Here is a 14608-nt window from a genome sequence, read left to right on the forward strand (position 1 = left end):
CCCTCATCAGATGTCATCCATCTGTTGCTTGAGTGCGGCAAGATCGACGTCGATGAGGGTCCGGATGCGACGGGCCCGGTTGCGTGCGTAGTCAGCGTCTCTCACGGGTGGTGTCGGAAGGGTGTCGAGGCGCATCTCGACGGCCCCACCCAAGTCGGCCCAGGCATCCTGTCTGGCCGTCTCGACGATCTCGGCGACGTAATCGACATCGTCTGCCAGGAGCCTCAGCCGAGCCGCTACGCGGGAGTACACGGCGTTACGCAGGTCGAGGCTGGCCAGGTCTTCGGGGTGGTAGTCGTGCTCGTGCCTCACGCTGCCCCGCGCACGCGCCGCGCGCTGACGCAGCACGTCGGTGACGCGGTCGGCGTAGTCGGACTGCTCGGCCGCGAGGCGCACCAGCGACTGCGTGACCTCTCGCGCCGTCACCTCGGCGTCGAACGGCTCATCGTGACGCAGAGCCGTCACGATGATGCGGTTCTTCACATCCATCACCACGGCGAAGCGGGCGATCAGCAGACCTTCGTCGACCGCACGTTGAACAGCCTCTTCAGAAACAGAAATGGCCTCGGACGAAGCCGCCGGGCGCTTTCGCTTCCGATCGGATTTTCGCCTCAAGGCCATTTCGATCCACCAGTTTTATGGACTGCTGTTTATTCACTGCGAGTGAAAATCAACTCGGTTGATATCACTGCGGTGGAGCCTAGGAGAATCGAACTCCTAACCCCCTGCTTGCAAAGCAGGTGCTCTGCCAATTGAGCTAAGGCCCCGGTTTGAGAAGACTTCTTGTGAAAGCATCTCGTGGGGGTACGTGGACTTGAACCACGGACCTCTTCGTTATCAGCGAAGCGCTCTAACCGCCTGAGCTATACCCCCGGATGGGCAGATAGTAGGTTATCCCACCTGCACCCGTTTCCCCAAACCGAGCGAACTCGGATGGGAAGAATCCGTCTTACTTGTTGGTGAAACCGAGCAGAATTCCGCCCGTGATCTTGGTTGCGAGGTTGTACAGAACCGCGCTGATGGCCCCAAGAGCCGTCACTACGATCACGTTGAGGATCGCCACGATCACCGCGAAGCCCATGACCTGCGACAGCGAGGCGAAGTCGAAGAGGTCGAAGTTGTCTTGACCCGCGATGTCTTTGAGGAGCCCGTTGATCTGGTCGAAGACACCGGTCTGGTTGAGCAGTGACCACACGAGGAAAGCCACGACGATCGTGATGATTCCCAGAATCACCGCGAAGAGGAACGACAGCTTGAGAATCGACCAGAAGTCGACGTAGACCAGCTTGAGCCGCACCTGCTTGGTGGCTGCGGGGCGCGACGACTTCTTCGCGAGTTTCTCGGCGACATTACTCATTCGTCGATTCTTCCTTTCCGTCGGGCTCTGATTCGCCCTGTGCGGCGGGGGTGCTTTCTGGAACACTATCCGACACCACATCGGCATCGAGGTTTCGTTCGGTGTTCTTTGCGAGAGCGATGATTCTGTCTTCGTCTGCGAAACGGGCGAAGACGACACCCATGGTGTCACGACCCTTGGCGGGTACTTCGGCCACGGCAGAGCGTACCACCTTGCCGCTGGCAAGAACCACAAGCACTTCGTCGTCTTCCTCGACGATCAGCGATCCCGCGAGATCACCTCGAGCCTCCTGGAGTTTCGCCACCTTGATGCCGAGGCCTCCACGACCCTGCACTCGATACTGCTCCACGTGGGTGCGCTTGGCGAAGCCCCCCTCTGTGACCACGAAGACGTAACCTTCCTCGGAGACCACAGACGCTGCGAGCAGATAGTCGTCGCTGCGGAACTTCATGCCGATGACGCCGGCAGTGCTGCGGCCCATTGGGCGCAGGGAGTCGTTCGACGCGGTGAAGCGAATCGACATGCCCTTCTTCGACACGAGCAGCACATCTGAGTCTTCCTCGACGAGCAGGGCCGAGACGAGCTCGTCACCCTCGCGCAGGTTGATCGCGATGATTCCGCCGGAACGGTTCGTGTCGTACTCGTCGAGCGCAGTCTTCTTGAGAAGGCCGCCCCGTGTGGCGAGCACAAGGTACTTAGCGGCCTCGTAGTCACGAATGTCGAGGACCTGTGCGATCTGCTCGTCGGGTGCCATAGCCAGCAGGTTGGCCACGTGCTGACCCTTCGCATCGCGTCCCGCCTCCTGCAGCTCGTACGCCTTGGCGCGGTAGACCCGACCCCTGTTGGTGAAGAACAGCAGCCAGTGGTGCGTGGTGGTGACGAAGAAGTGCTCCACCACGTCGTCTGCGCGCAACTGGGCGCCCTTGACTCCCTTGCCGCCCCGGTGCTGGCTGCGGTAGTTGTCACTGCGAGTGCGCTTGATGTACCCACCGCGCGTGACCGTGACCACCATCTCCTCTTCGGGGATGAGGTCTTCCATGTTCATGTCACCGTCGAAACCGAAGACGATCTCGGTTCGGCGATCGTCACCGTACTTGTCGACGATCTCGCCGAGCTCCTCGACGATGATCTCGCGCTGACGGGCCTGCGAAGAGAGGATGAAGTTGTATTCGTCGATCTTCAGCTGAAGCGCGTCGGCCTCATCCATGATCTTCTGGCGTTCGAGCGCAGCCAGGCGACGCAGCTGCATCTCGAGGATGGCGCGGGATTGCAGTTCGTCGATGTCGAGGAGCTGCATCAGGCCGTCGCGGGCATCTTCGACCGTGTTGGAACGGCGGATCAGGGCGATGACCTCGTCGAGCGCGTCGAGCGCCTTGAGGTAGCCCTGCAGGATGTGCATGCGCTCCTGGGCCTCACGCAGGCGGAACATCGTGCGGCGAACGATGACATCGATCTGGTGGGTGACCCACTCGCTGATGAATCCATCGATCGAGAGCGTGCGAGGAATGCCGTCGACGATCGCGAGCATGTTCGCGCCGAAGTTCTCTTGCAGCGAGGTGTGCTTGTACAGGTTGTTGAGCACCACCTTGGCGACGGCATCGCGCTTGAGCACGATCACGAGTCGCTGACCCGTGCGACCCGAGGTCTCATCGCGGATGTCGGCGATCCCGCCGACCTTGCCGTCTTTCACGAGGTCGGCGATCTTGATCGCCAGGTTGTCGGGGTTGACCTGGTACGGCAACTCGGTGACAACGAGGCACGTGCGGCCCTGCAGCTCTTCGACGTTGACCACTGCGCGCATCGTGATCGATCCGCGACCGGTGCGGTACGCATCCTGGATGCCCTTGGTTCCGAGGATCTGAGCGCCCGTCGGGAAATCAGGACCCTTGATGCGCTCGATCAGCGCGTCCTGCAGTTCTTCGCGCGTCGCATCCGGGTTCTGGAGGGCCCACACGGCGCCCGAGGCGACCTCGCGCAGGTTGTGCGGCGGGATGTTGGTGGCCATTCCCACCGCGATACCGACGGATCCGTTGACCAGCAGGTTCGGGAAGCGAGCCGGAAGCACGACGGGCTCGAGCGTGCGGCCGTCGTAGTTGTCTTGGAAGTCGACGGTCTCCTCGTGGATGTCGCGCACCATCTCGAGCGCGAGCGGAGCCATCTTTGTCTCGGTGTATCGAGGGGCGGCCGCACCGTCGTTGCCGGCGGAGCCGAAGTTGCCCTGGCCGAGAGCCAGCGGGTAGCGCAGGCTCCACGGCTGGATGAGACGCACGAGGGCGTCGTAGATCGACGAGTCACCGTGCGGGTGGAACTGCCCCATGACCTCGCCGACGACGCGGGCCGACTTGGAGAAGGCCCGGTCAGGCCGGTATCCGCCGTCGTACATCGCGTAGATGACGCGTCGGTGCACGGGCTTGAGCCCGTCGCGCACGTCGGGAAGCGCTCGGCCCACGATCACGCTCATCGCGTAGTCGAGGTAGGAGCGCTGCATCTCGAGCTGCAGGTCGACCTGCTCGATGCGGTCGGTCATGGCGCCCGAAGAATCGGGTGCCTGGGGGATGTCGCCCGTGGTGTCGTCAGTCATGGTGTCCTAGCGGTAGAGCCCGTCGCCGAGCAGAGCGCATCAAATATCGAGGAAGCGAACGTCTTTAGCGTTCTTCTGGATGAAGTTGCGTCGTGATTCGACGTCTTCGCCCATCAAGGTCGAGAAGATCTCGTCGGCAGCAGCAGCATCGTCGAGAGTGATCTGGCGCAGCGTGCGGGTGTCGGGGTCCATCGTGGTGTCCCACAGCTCGCGGTAGTCCATCTCACCGAGACCCTTGTAGCGCTGGATGCCGTTCTCTTTCGGGATGCGCTTTCCGGCTGCCTGGCCGTTGACCAGCAGCGCGTCGCGTTCCGCGTCGGAGTAGACGTACTCGTGTGCCGAGTTGGTCCATTTGAGGCGGTAGAGCGGCGGCATCGCGAGGTAGACGTACCCGAGCTCGATGAGCGGGCGCATGTAGCGGAACACGAGAGTGAGCAGCAGGGTCGTGATGTGCTGGCCGTCGACATCGGCGTCGGCCATGAGCACGATCTTGTGATACCTGGCCTTGTCGGGGTTGAAGTCCTCGCCGATGCCCGCGCCGAACGCGGTGATCATGGCCTGCACCTCGTTGTTGCCGAGCGCTCGATCGAGTCGCGCCTTCTCGACGTTCAGGATCTTTCCACGCAGGGGCAGGATCGCCTGGGTCTCGGGGTTACGGCCCTGAATGGCGGAACCGCCGGCCGAGTCACCCTCGACGATGAAGATCTCACTCTTCTCGGGATCGCGAGAAGAGCAGTCCTTGAGTTTTCCGGGCATTCCACCGCCCTCGAGCAGGCCCTTGCGTCGGGTCTGTTCGCGGGCCTTGCGGGCAGCAAGACGAGCCTGGGATGCCTGAATCGCCTTGCGAATGATGTCACGGGCCTGCGCCGGGTTGCGATCGAACCAGTCGGTCAACTCGACTCCGACGACGCGCTGAACGAACGCCTTCGCCTCGGTGTTGCCCAGCTTGGTCTTCGTCTGACCCTCGAACTGCGGCTCTGCGAGCTTGATCGAGATGACGGCCGTCAGCCCTTCACGCACGTCGTCGCCCGAGAGGTTGTCATCTTTCTCTTTGATGATGCCCTTCTCGCGGGCGTACTTGTTGACGAGAGTCGTCAGGGCAGCGCGGAAGCCCTCTTCGTGAGTTCCGCCCTCGTGGGTGTTGATGGTGTTCGCGTAGGTGTGCACGCTCTCGGTGTACCCCGTGGTCCACTGCATGGCGACCTCGAGCGCGATCTTGCGCACCGTGTCCTCTTGTTCGAACGAGATGATCTCCTCGTTGACGAGGTCGTTCTTCTTCGCTCGGTTCAGGTACTCCACGTAGTCCTGGAGACCCTTTTCGTAGAGGTAGGTAACCGCCACCGGTTCGCCGTCATCACCCGCCGTCGCGCGCTCGTCGGTGAGGCTGATGCTGAGGCCCTTGTTCAGGAACGCCATCTGCTGGAAGCGAGCACGGAGCGTCTCGTAGTCGAACTCGATCGACTCGAATGTCTCAGCGCTCGGCCAGAACGTGATGCGTGTTCCGGTCTCGGTTGTGGTCTCGTCTTTCGACAGCGGCGCCTCGGGAACTCCGTTGCGGTAGCTCTGCCGGTACACGTTGCCCTGGCGGCGTACCTCGACCTCGAGTTCGCTCGAGAGGGCGTTCACCACGGAGCTGCCGACGCCGTGAAGACCACCGGACACGGCATAACCGCCGCCGCCGAATTTTCCACCGGCGTGAAGGATCGTGAGCACGACCTCGACGGTCGACTTCTTCTCGACGGGGTGCATGTCGACGGGGATGCCACGACCGTTGTCGGTGACCTGGATGCCGCCGTCACGACGCATCACGACCTCGATGGTGTCGGCATAACCGGCCAGCGACTCGTCGACCGAGTTGTCGACGATCTCGTAGACCAGGTGATGCAGTCCGCGGGGTCCGGTCGATCCGATGTACATACCCGGACGCTTGCGCACCGCTTCAAGGCCCTCGAGAACCTGAATCTGGTCGGCGCCGTACTCGCTGTCGGGGTTCACTTTGTCTGACTCAGACATATAGAAATGGGCTCCTCAGTGCCGCCTCTATGTGAGTCATGAAGGCGACCCTTAATTCTAGCAAAGGCGGCGTGAGTTAAACGGCTATATGGCGATCTGAGCCGTTTATTTTGCCATGGTGACCGTATTTGTCACGTCAACCGTAGGTATCGCGAGGACCCCGCCCTGGAATTGATCTGGAGCCCTTTTTCCAGGACGGCGCGTGGGGTGCCTGAAAGCGAACGCTCTCGATGCCCGCATCGGGGTAGGACTGGGCGATGCGGGTCATGATCATCGTGCGCATGTGTCGCAGCTGGGTGGCCCATGCCGTGGAGTCGCACTGCACGGTGAGGACGGAGTCTGTGACGTCGAGGGGAAAACTGTGTTCGGCCGTGTCGGCGCCGGCGATCTCCCTCCAGGCCATCAGCAGGTCAGACTTCGCCAGCGGAGTCGCCCAGCCCAGCTCGCTGGTCATGGCTGTCATCACGTCGGCGATGCCCTTCGGATCGCGACCGCGACCGTAGGCTTCGCTCTCGACGACAGTTTCGCGCGTGCGCCTTTTACGAGGGCCGTAGCGTCGGCTCGTGGCGTCGCCGAAGACCTCTTTGAATCGCAAATAGACCGATGACGACAGCGAGCTTGCATTCCCTGAGCTTGTCGAAGGGATCTCCTGACTCACGTCGCGTCCTCTTCGCCAGGCTCAGGGAACGGCACGCTCGGATCGACGATCGTGCCCGCGCTGATCCGCACCGTGTGCGGCGTGAGAGACTCGGGCACGTCGTCGTAGACAGCCGCCGTGATCAACACCTGTTCGTAGTCGGCGACCGCGATCGCGAGTCGTTTGCGCCTGGCTTCGTCGAGTTCCGCGAAGACGTCGTCGAGGATCACCACAGGGTCTCCTGTAGGAGAGTCGATGCGCAGAAGAGCGGCCGCAGAGAGCTTCAGTGACAGCGCGTACGACCAGGATTCTCCGTGACTCGCGTATCCCTTTGCCGGCAGGCCGTTGAGTTCGAAGACGAGATCGTCGCGATGCGGCCCGATGAGAGTCAGCCCTCGGTCGAGTTCCTGCCGCCGAACGCGGGTCAGACCCTCTCGGAACAGCTCGGCGATCTTCTCCCTCGACAGACTCTCTTTGGTCGTTCCCTCCGGCACGGCGAATCCGTCATCCGCCTGCTCATCGGCATCCGGATGCGCGGCGAGCACGCTCAGTCGATTGCCCAACGCCGGTCGATGGTCGGCTCCGGCGATCGAGCGATACGCATCGACGACGAGCGGATGGAGTCGGCCGACGAGTGCCACCCGTTCGGCGATCAACTCGCTACCGAGACCGACGAGTCGTTCGTCCCAGATGTCGAGAGTCGAGAGGTTGGCTCCTCGCAGGCCCTGTGCACGGGCCGACTTCAGGAGCGTGTTGCGCTGCTTGAGCACTCGCTCGTAATCGGATTGCACGCCGGCCAGACGGGGTGTGCGTGCCACCAGCAGCTGATCGAGGAATCGTCGTCGGCCCGATGGCTCGCCTCGGATCAATGCGAGGTCCTCGGGAGCGAAGAGCACTGACGAAAAATATCTCGGCAGCTCACGAGGCTTGATGACCGAACGATTGACCTGAGCCCTGTTGGCGCTCGAGCGGTTTATCTGGACTTCCACGAGCAACTCGCGCGCCTCGTGTTCGAGTCGAGCCCGCACGATTGCTGCGTTCTGACCGGCACGGATCATCGCGTGATCGACAGAGACGCGGTGTGAGCCGAGGCTGCTCAGATATCCGAGCGACTCGACCAGGTTCGTCTTGCCCTGCCCGTTGCTGCCGACGAAGAGGTTCGGGCCGGGCTCCAGATCGACTTCAGCGGTGGCGTAATTACGAAAGTCGACGAGCGAGAGATGCCGAACGAGCACGGTTCTCTCCTCTCGGGTGATGTCGCCGGTCGAGCAGCCGCGCGACGCAGGAGCCGGCGTATCGAGACCAATGTCATGTGGTCTCGATACGCTCGTACCTCGCTACTCGACCAGCGCAGCTTCTTTCTAGTCTTCGGCCTTCTTGACCGCGTGACCGCCGAACTGGTTGCGCAGAGCCGCGACAGCCTTCATCGACGGCGAGTCTTCTTGACGCGACACGAAGCGCGCGAAGATCGACGCCGAGATCGTAGGCACGGGAACCGCGTTCGAGAGGGCCTCTTCGATGGTCCAACGACCCTCGCCGGAATCCTCGACGTATCCCTCGATGTCTTCGAACTCAGGGTCCTGCTCGAGTGCCTGAACCAGCAGCTCGAGCAACCATGAACGCACGACGGTTCCACGCTGCCACGCCTTGAAGGTTCCCGTGACATCTTTGATGATGTCTTTGCGGGTGTCGAGCAGCTCATAGCCCTCGGCGTAAGCCTGCATCAGCGCGTATTCGATGCCGTTGTGCACCATCTTGGCGTAGTGGCCAGCGCCGACCTCGCCGACGTGGACGAAGCCTTCTTCACGCGGTCCTTCGGGGCGGAGAGCGTCGAAGATCGGCATCAGCAGCTCGATGTTGGCCTTGGTTCCACCGACCATCAATCCGTAGCCGTTCTCCAAGCCCCAGATGCCACCCGAGACACCGGCATCGACGTAACCAATGCCCTTGGGCTCGAGCTCTGCGGCGTGCTTGAAGTCTTCGGTGAAACGCGAGTTTCCACCGTCGATGACCAGGTCGCCCTCAGACAGAACGGTTCCGAGTTCGGTGATCACCGAGTCCGTGATCTTTCCTGCCGGAACCATGACCCAGACGACGCGGGGGCTGGGGAGTGCGGCAGCCAGAGCTGCGAGGTCGGCCACGTCGGAGACGGCGGGATTGTTGTCGTAGCCCGTCACTTCGTGACCCGCGTTGCGCAGGCGCGCACGCATGTTGTTGCCCATCTTGCCGAGACCGACGAGTCCAATATGCATTACAGAATCTCCTTGAGGAAAGACGTGGGTGAGGGCGTCCGGGATCCCGGCCACCGGCATCCGGTGAATTACCGCAGCAACAGGTTCGGCTGCAGCAGGTATTTGTAGTCGTCCGTGCCGGGCTGGTCTTTGGATGACTGGCTCGTGATGAGCACGGGTCCTGGCTTGTTGGGGTTGTCGGTCTTCGTGAACGAGATCCGAACGTATTCCGAGTGCACCGCACTCAGGCCATCAAGCAGGAACTGGGGTTTCAGCGAGACGACGGTGTCGGAGCCGGTGAGGAGAGCGTCGATCGATTCGGATGCCTGGGCCTGCTCGGAGCCGATGGCTTCGAGGGTGACACCGTCGATCGTGAAGGTGAAGCGGAGCGCGGCTTCGCGCTCGAGAACGAGGCTCACACGGCGAGTCGACTCGATGAGTTCAGCAGTGTTCATGACCGCGTAATTATCGACTGTCTCAGGAAAGAGCCGTTTGACGGGAGGGAAGTTTCCCTTGATCAGCAGCGAAGTGACCGTCTTCTTATCGGAACGGAAGGCGATGAGCTCACGATCGTCTGTGTTGGTGATCGAGACGGAGATCGTTCCCGCATTGCCGAACGTCTTTCCGACCTCTTGCAGAGTCTTGGCGGGAACGAGCGCACTCGCCGTGGTGACGCCGGCGTCGCCCGAATCCCAATCGATGTTGCGCACGGCCACTCGGTAACGGTCGGTGGCGACCAAAGACAGCGTGTTCTCGGATACCTCGAGCTGAACACCGGTGATCACGGGGGTCACATCGTCGCGAGAGGCGGCGACAGCCACTTGCGCCACCGCTGCTGCGAACTTGTCTGCCGGCAGGATTCCAGACTCTTCACCGATCTGGGGCAGGCTCGGATATTCCTCGACGGGCATGCTCAAGAGAGTGAACTTCGCTGATCCGCTGGAGACAGTGATTCGCGAGTCTTCGGAGGCGAAGCGTACGGGCGCATTCGGGAGCTTGTTGGCGATGTCAGAGAGCAGGCGCCCAGATACGAGTACGGTTCCGGGCTCCTCGACGTCTGCAGCGATCTGCGTCTGAGCCGAGACCTCGTAGTCGAATGACGACAGAGTGAGACCGTCTTCATCAGCTTTGATGAGGATTCCGGACAGGATCGGCAGAGTGGTTCGCTGAGGCAACAGCTTGACGGCGAAGGAGACGGCTTCGCTGAAGACGTCTCTGTTGGCTTGGAACTTCACGAAGGCACTCCATACGAGATCGGCCAGTTGAGATGGGTTGCTGATTGGCCTCAATGCTAGCGGGTGGTGGGAACGTCGCAGCGTTCTTGTCATTCAGGGACGGCGACGTCGAAAAGGTTGTCGGGGGCTTAATTAACTGAATTTAACGTTAATGGTCTTAACCGCTGTGGATATGTGGATAACTTCTGTGGATTGCAGTCCGCTGTAGGGAACTACGTCGGTGTGAGATGTAGAAATCGTGTGCGGGGTGCATCCACAACTCGACCCGTCGGAAAACGCGATATGAACGAATCCACAGCTCGAGCGGATCGACTCACATCTTTAAGCGTGTTATCCACAGCTTCTGCACAAGGTGTGGAAACTCCTGTGGGGATGGTCTGTGGCGACGGTGGTCACACGTCTTTGTAACGCTGATTGTGCTTGATGCGGTTGCTGATCTCGGTGACCTGGTTGTAGATCGAACGCTTCTCGGTCATGAGCTTGCCGATCTTGTTGTTCGCGTACATCACAGTGGTGTGATCGCGGCCACCGAAGAGCTGACCGATTTTGGGTAGCGACAAGCTCGTCATCTCGCGGCATAGATACATGGCGATCTGCCGTGCCGTTGCAATCGCCTGCGACCGGGAGGACCCGTAGAGATCGTCGACCGAGAGTTTGAAGTAGTCGGCCGTGTGATTGATGATGTCGACCGGCGCGATGATGTTGTCTTCGTCGAGCGTGATGAGGTCTTTGAGAACGGTCTGAACGAGTTGCATGTCGACGGGCGTGCGATTGAGGCTCGCGAATGCCGTGACTCTGATCAGTGTTCCCTCGAGCTCGCGCACATTGGACGAGACCTTCGTGGCCATGTACTCGAGGATGTCGTCGGGCACACGCAGTTTCTCGCTCTGAGCCTTTTTTCTGAGGATCGCGATACGCGTCTCGAGGTCAGGCGTCTGCACATCGGTGATGAGACCCCACTCGAACCGCGTGCGCATACGGTCTTCGAAGCCAGTCAGGGCCTTGGGCGGCAGATCCGATGTGATCACGACCTGCTTGTTGTGATCGTGCAGGGTATTGAACGTGTGGAAGAAGGCTTCCTGGGTTTCTGCCTTGCCCTGCAGGAATTGGATGTCGTCGATGAGAAGCAGATCGATGTCGCGGTAGCGCGAGTGGAATGCGGCGCCTCTGTTGTTGGCGATGGAGTTGATGAAGTCGTTGGTGAACTCTTCGCTCGACACGTAACGGACTCGGACTCCGGGATACAGGCTCATCGCGTAATGCCCGATGGCGTGCAGGAGGTGGGTCTTGCCCAGACCGGAATCGCCGTAGATGAAGAGCGGGTTGTATGCCTTGGCCGGAGCTTCGGCCACGGCAACCGCTGCAGCGTGGGCGAAACGGTTCGATCCGCCAATGACGAAGTTGTCGAAGCTGTACTTCGGATTGAGGCGCGTGTCGTTATTGCGCGGAGGGCCGACGGTCTCCTGTGCTGGCGTCGGCGCGGTCTGTACGGCGGGCGTCTCGATGTAGACCGGCTCGGATGCGTCGGCCTGGCCGGCCATCTCGCTCCCGCTGATCTCTGGGTTGACGACCACGGAGAAGTTCGTGACATCGAGCCCGGAGTCGAGCTGGCCGATCGCGGCGAGCAGTGACGGACGAACCCTCAGCTCGAGCATGTCCCGGGTGAAGTCGTTCGGTACCTCGAGATAGAACGAACCGGCCATGATGCCCTTCGGCACCACCAGCCCAAGGAAACCTCGCAACTGCGGTGTAATTCGTTCATCACGGGACAGTGTCTGAAGGACAGAGCGCCATTGGCCCTCCGTCGAGGCGTCATCCTCCGCCATGGAACTCCCGTCGAACATATGAAAAAAATCGATTCTGCCTGTGGAAAACTTGGCGAATCGAGCCGATGTGTTGGGCGTGCCCGAGCGTCAGCGAACTGGATAACTAAGCTAGTTGCTGGCATGCAGCGGGGCAAGCTCACTGTATTGACTCTACGCGTGTCATGCACAGGCAGTTTCCACAGTCTGTGGATAATAGCTGTCTCTCTGCCCGTGAGGTTTGACCATTGGCATTCGAGGTCGTAGGTTTAATCAGTTGACTTGTGGCCAATCGGCCCGCACTTACTTTCCCGGTTCCCTGTCGTGCACTCGCGATGAGGTCCGGGCCACGGAGAACACACCATGAGCAAGAGAACTTTCCAGCCGAACAACCGTCGCCGCGCCAAGGTGCACGGCTTCCGTCTGCGCATGCGCACCCGCGCCGGCCGCGCCATCCTCGGCGCGCGTCGCCGTAAGGGTCGCACCGAGCTCTCCGCGTAGCAGCCGAGCTCGTTTCGCTGTGTTGGCTCACGCCAACCGGATCACGACCGCCGATGACTATCGAGGCGTGGTCCGGAAGGGAACACGTTTTGTGTCCCCGAACGCCGTGACGTACCTTCGCACGCCCAAAAACGAGCAATCCGTGCCCGCAGCGCCTCGATTCGGATTCATCGTCGCAAAGTCCGTTGGCGTCGCCGTGGTCAGAAATCGTGTGCGTCGGCGACTCAAAGCGGCGAGCTACACGATGCTCGATCGTGTCAAGCCGGGAACCGATGTGGTTGTGCGGGTCTTACCGGGAGCAGCATCTCAGCCTTACGGCGTACTCTGCGAAGAGTTAGCCGCATCGCTTCGGAAGGGATCCGCACTCGTATGACGACGGTTCCTGTCTCTGCCGTTTCCTGGAAATACGCCTTGATCAGCGTATTCTTGGTGCCTCGCAACGTCGCGGTGGTTGTACTCCGCGCCTACCGCGCTGTTATTTCTCCTCTCTACGGCGATGTCTGTCGGTACTACCCGTCGTGTTCGTCGTACACCCTCCAGGCAATCCAGCACCGCGGACTGTCTGTAGGAGCTGGTTTAGGCATCCTGCGTATTGCACGCTGTCACCCCTGGGCAGCTGGCGGCGTCGATGATGTGAAGCCGGCCAAAAACCCCCGATACGCGCTGACGCCGTTCGGATTCGTTGTTCCACGTAGCCACGGAAAGGGCTAGACGCTTTGGATCTCCTCGGCACCATACTTTGGCCGATCAAATGGGTCGTCGAACTCATTCTGGTCGCATTCCACTACGTCTGGACGTGGGTAGGACTCAATCCGAACGACGGCCTCACATGGGTGCTGTCGATTGTCGGCCTTGTGCTGGTGATCCGTGCCGCCCTCATTCCGATCTTCGTCAAGCAGATCAAGAGCCAGCGCAAGATGCTCGAGGTCGCGCCGCAGCTCAAGAAGATTCAAGACAAGTACAAGGGCAAGAAAGACCAGTTCTCTCGTGAGGCCATGTCCCGAGAGACGATGGAACTGTACAAGCGCACGGGAACGAACCCTCTGAGTTCGTGTCTTCCCCTGCTTCTGCAGATGCCCATCTTCTTCTCGCTGTTCTCCGTTCTCAACGACGCACAGCACGAGAAAGCGGGCGGTGGTGTCGGTCTTCTCAATGAGACGCTGGCAAAGTCATTCGGTGAGTCAGATCTCTTCGGTGCTCCTCTGAAGGCGACTCTCGCCAACAACGAGGGCAGCGTTCTTGTGATCGTCTTCGCGGTCTCCATGATCGCGTTGATGACGGCATCGCAGTTCATCACCCAGCTGCAGATCATGTCGAAGAACCAATCGCCCGAGGCCAAGAACAGCCCGATGTTCAAGCAGCAGCGGATCCTGCTCTACATCCTCCCGATCGTCTTCGTGTTCTCCGGCGTGGCCTTCCCGCTCGGCGTGATGTTCTACTGGCTGACCTCCAACTTCTGGACGATGGGACAGCAATTCCTCGTCATTCGCAATATGCCCACACCGGGCAGTGAGGCAGCGAAGGCGCGTGAAGCCCGACTCGCTAAGCGAGGAAAACTGGTTATCAAAGACGGCCCTCTGAGTGACGAGACCGTCGTAGACGAAGTACCGAAGACGACGCAGCGTCAGCAGCCCGTCGGTAAGAACCGAGCCAAGAAGCAGGGTGGATCCAAGTGAGTGACGTGACAACCGAGACCGTGTCGACGGATGAGGCCGGTGAGGTCGTGGTCGTCGACGAGGCGATCGTGGGAACCGATGTAGCTGAGTCGAGTGAGTCCACCCCGGAGGCGAACCTCGACGACGAGGGCGACATCGCAGCTGACTACATCGAGGAACTCCTCGATATCTGCGATCTCGACGGAGACATCGACATCGACACCCGTGGTGGCCGCGCTTACATCTCTGTCAACGCGTCAGGCGACAGCAACATCCGCGTTCTTTCGAAGCCCGACACCGTCAACGCTTTGCAGGAGCTCACCCGTCTCGCTGTTCAGACGAAGACCGGTGCCTTCAGCCGCTTGATTCTCGATGTGGGTGGAAGTCGCGAGGCTCGTCAGGCCGAGCTCGGCCGACTCGTCGATTCTGCGGTCGCTCGTCTCGATGCCGGCGAAGAGTCTGCCGCACTGCCGGCCATGTCGTCATACGAGCGCAAACTTGTTCACGACATCGTCGCGGAGCGTGGGCTGGTCTCAGCCTCCGAAGGTGACGGCCGCGATCGCCACACCGTCATCAGCCGCGGCTGACCGAGCACT

Annotated in this window: 14 protein-coding genes and 2 tRNA genes; 5 read left to right on the forward strand and 11 right to left on the reverse strand. The window is 60.8% G+C overall.

Going from position 1 to position 14608, the window contains the following annotated elements; genetic code table 11:
* Nucleotides 1–6 precede the first annotated feature (6 nt).
* From B9Y86_RS16370 to dnaA, 11 genes are all read right to left on the reverse strand, one after another.
* Nucleotides 7–615 carry a hypothetical protein gene (locus tag B9Y86_RS16370; RefSeq protein WP_139824953.1) on the reverse strand — a complete coding sequence of 203 codons (609 nt, stop codon included), beginning with the start codon at nt 613–615 and terminating at the stop codon, nt 7–9.
* Nucleotides 616–694: 79 nt separating this feature from the next.
* Nucleotides 695–767, reverse strand: a tRNA-Ala gene (locus B9Y86_RS16375).
* Between the two features lie 32 nt (nt 768–799).
* A tRNA-Ile gene (locus B9Y86_RS16380) sits at nt 800–873 on the reverse strand.
* Between the two features lie 76 nt (nt 874–949).
* Nucleotides 950–1357, reverse strand: coding sequence for a DUF3566 domain-containing protein (locus tag B9Y86_RS16385; protein ID WP_085488087.1), 408 nt, complete (start codon nt 1355–1357; stop codon nt 950–952).
* Nucleotides 1350–3938 (reverse strand): DNA gyrase subunit A, encoded by a 2589-nt coding sequence (gene gyrA, locus B9Y86_RS16390; RefSeq protein WP_085488089.1) that lies wholly within the window; start codon nt 3936–3938, stop codon nt 1350–1352. The genes B9Y86_RS16385 and gyrA overlap by 8 nt, the downstream gene beginning before the upstream one ends.
* 39 nt (nt 3939–3977) lie before the next feature.
* Nucleotides 3978–5951 (reverse strand): DNA topoisomerase (ATP-hydrolyzing) subunit B, encoded by a 1974-nt coding sequence (gyrB, locus tag B9Y86_RS16395; RefSeq protein WP_085488091.1) that lies wholly within the window; start codon nt 5949–5951, stop codon nt 3978–3980.
* A 136-nt stretch (nt 5952–6087) separates the two neighbouring features.
* Nucleotides 6088–6609 carry a DciA family protein gene (locus B9Y86_RS16400; RefSeq protein WP_244894811.1) on the reverse strand — a complete coding sequence of 174 codons (522 nt, stop codon included), beginning with the start codon at nt 6607–6609 and terminating at the stop codon, nt 6088–6090.
* Nucleotides 6606–7823 carry a DNA replication/repair protein RecF gene (gene recF, locus B9Y86_RS16405; RefSeq protein ID WP_085488093.1) on the reverse strand — a complete coding sequence of 406 codons (1218 nt, stop codon included), beginning with the start codon at nt 7821–7823 and terminating at the stop codon, nt 6606–6608. Before recF ends, B9Y86_RS16400 begins: the two co-directional genes overlap by 4 nt.
* Nucleotides 7824–7949: 126 nt before the next feature.
* Complete coding sequence (gene gnd, locus B9Y86_RS16410) at nt 7950–8840, reverse strand: phosphogluconate dehydrogenase (NAD(+)-dependent, decarboxylating) (protein WP_085488095.1); 891 nt, start codon at nt 8838–8840, stop codon at nt 7950–7952.
* A gap of 68 nt (nt 8841–8908) precedes the next feature.
* A complete protein-coding gene (gene dnaN, locus B9Y86_RS16415) occupies nt 8909–10054 on the reverse strand; it encodes a DNA polymerase III subunit beta (protein ID WP_085488097.1) in 1146 nt (381 codons plus the stop codon).
* A 392-nt stretch (nt 10055–10446) separates the two neighbouring features.
* A complete protein-coding gene (gene dnaA, locus B9Y86_RS16420) occupies nt 10447–11880 on the reverse strand; it encodes a chromosomal replication initiator protein DnaA (protein WP_085488179.1) in 1434 nt (477 codons plus the stop codon).
* Nucleotides 11881–12219: 339 nt separating this feature from the next.
* On the opposite strand from dnaA, the gene rpmH reads away from it, so the two are divergent.
* The 5 genes from rpmH to B9Y86_RS16445 are packed head-to-tail and all read left to right on the forward strand — an operon-like array spanning nt 12220 to nt 14599.
* Nucleotides 12220–12357 (forward strand): 50S ribosomal protein L34, encoded by a 138-nt coding sequence (rpmH, locus tag B9Y86_RS16425; protein WP_010204566.1) that lies wholly within the window; start codon nt 12220–12222, stop codon nt 12355–12357.
* Nucleotides 12358–12376: 19 nt separating this feature from the next.
* Nucleotides 12377–12730, forward strand: a complete 354-nt coding sequence (gene rnpA, locus B9Y86_RS16430; RefSeq protein WP_085488099.1) for a ribonuclease P protein component — start codon at nt 12377–12379, stop codon at nt 12728–12730.
* Nucleotides 12727–13068 carry a membrane protein insertion efficiency factor YidD gene (gene yidD, locus B9Y86_RS16435; RefSeq protein ID WP_085488101.1) on the forward strand — a complete coding sequence of 114 codons (342 nt, stop codon included), beginning with the start codon at nt 12727–12729 and terminating at the stop codon, nt 13066–13068. The genes rnpA and yidD overlap by 4 nt, the downstream gene beginning before the upstream one ends.
* 5 nt (nt 13069–13073) lie before the next feature.
* Nucleotides 13074–14033: a membrane protein insertase YidC gene (gene yidC / locus B9Y86_RS16440; protein WP_085488103.1), complete on the forward strand. Its 960-nt coding sequence runs from the start codon at nt 13074–13076 to the stop codon at nt 14031–14033.
* Complete coding sequence (locus B9Y86_RS16445; RefSeq protein WP_085488105.1) at nt 14030–14599, forward strand: Jag family protein; 570 nt, start codon at nt 14030–14032, stop codon at nt 14597–14599. The genes yidC and B9Y86_RS16445 overlap by 4 nt, the downstream gene beginning before the upstream one ends.
* Nucleotides 14600–14608 lie beyond the last annotated feature (9 nt).

It is taken from the genome of Agreia pratensis, assembly GCF_900177685.1.
GTDB classification, from domain to species: domain Bacteria; phylum Actinomycetota; class Actinomycetes; order Actinomycetales; family Microbacteriaceae; genus Agreia; species Agreia pratensis.

Excerpts from the sequence above, each read along its gene's own strand:
- gnd (WP_085488095.1), bottom strand. The coding sequence starts at position 8,840 with ATGCATATTGGACTCGTCGGTCTCGGCAAGATGGGCAACAACATGCGT.
- dnaA (WP_085488179.1), bottom strand. The coding sequence starts at position 11,880 with ATGGCGGAGGATGACGCCTCGACGGAGGGCCAATGGCGCTCTGTCCTT.
- rpmH (WP_010204566.1), top strand. The coding sequence starts at position 12,220 with ATGAGCAAGAGAACTTTCCAGCCGAACAACCGTCGCCGCGCCAAGGTG.
- yidD (WP_085488101.1), top strand. The coding sequence starts at position 12,727 with ATGACGACGGTTCCTGTCTCTGCCGTTTCCTGGAAATACGCCTTGATC.
- gyrB (WP_085488091.1), bottom strand. The coding sequence starts at position 5,951 with ATGTCTGAGTCAGACAAAGTGAACCCCGACAGCGAGTACGGCGCCGAC.
- gyrA (WP_085488089.1), bottom strand. The coding sequence starts at position 3,938 with ATGACTGACGACACCACGGGCGACATCCCCCAGGCACCCGATTCTTCG.
- B9Y86_RS16385 (WP_085488087.1), bottom strand. The coding sequence starts at position 1,357 with ATGAGTAATGTCGCCGAGAAACTCGCGAAGAAGTCGTCGCGCCCCGCA.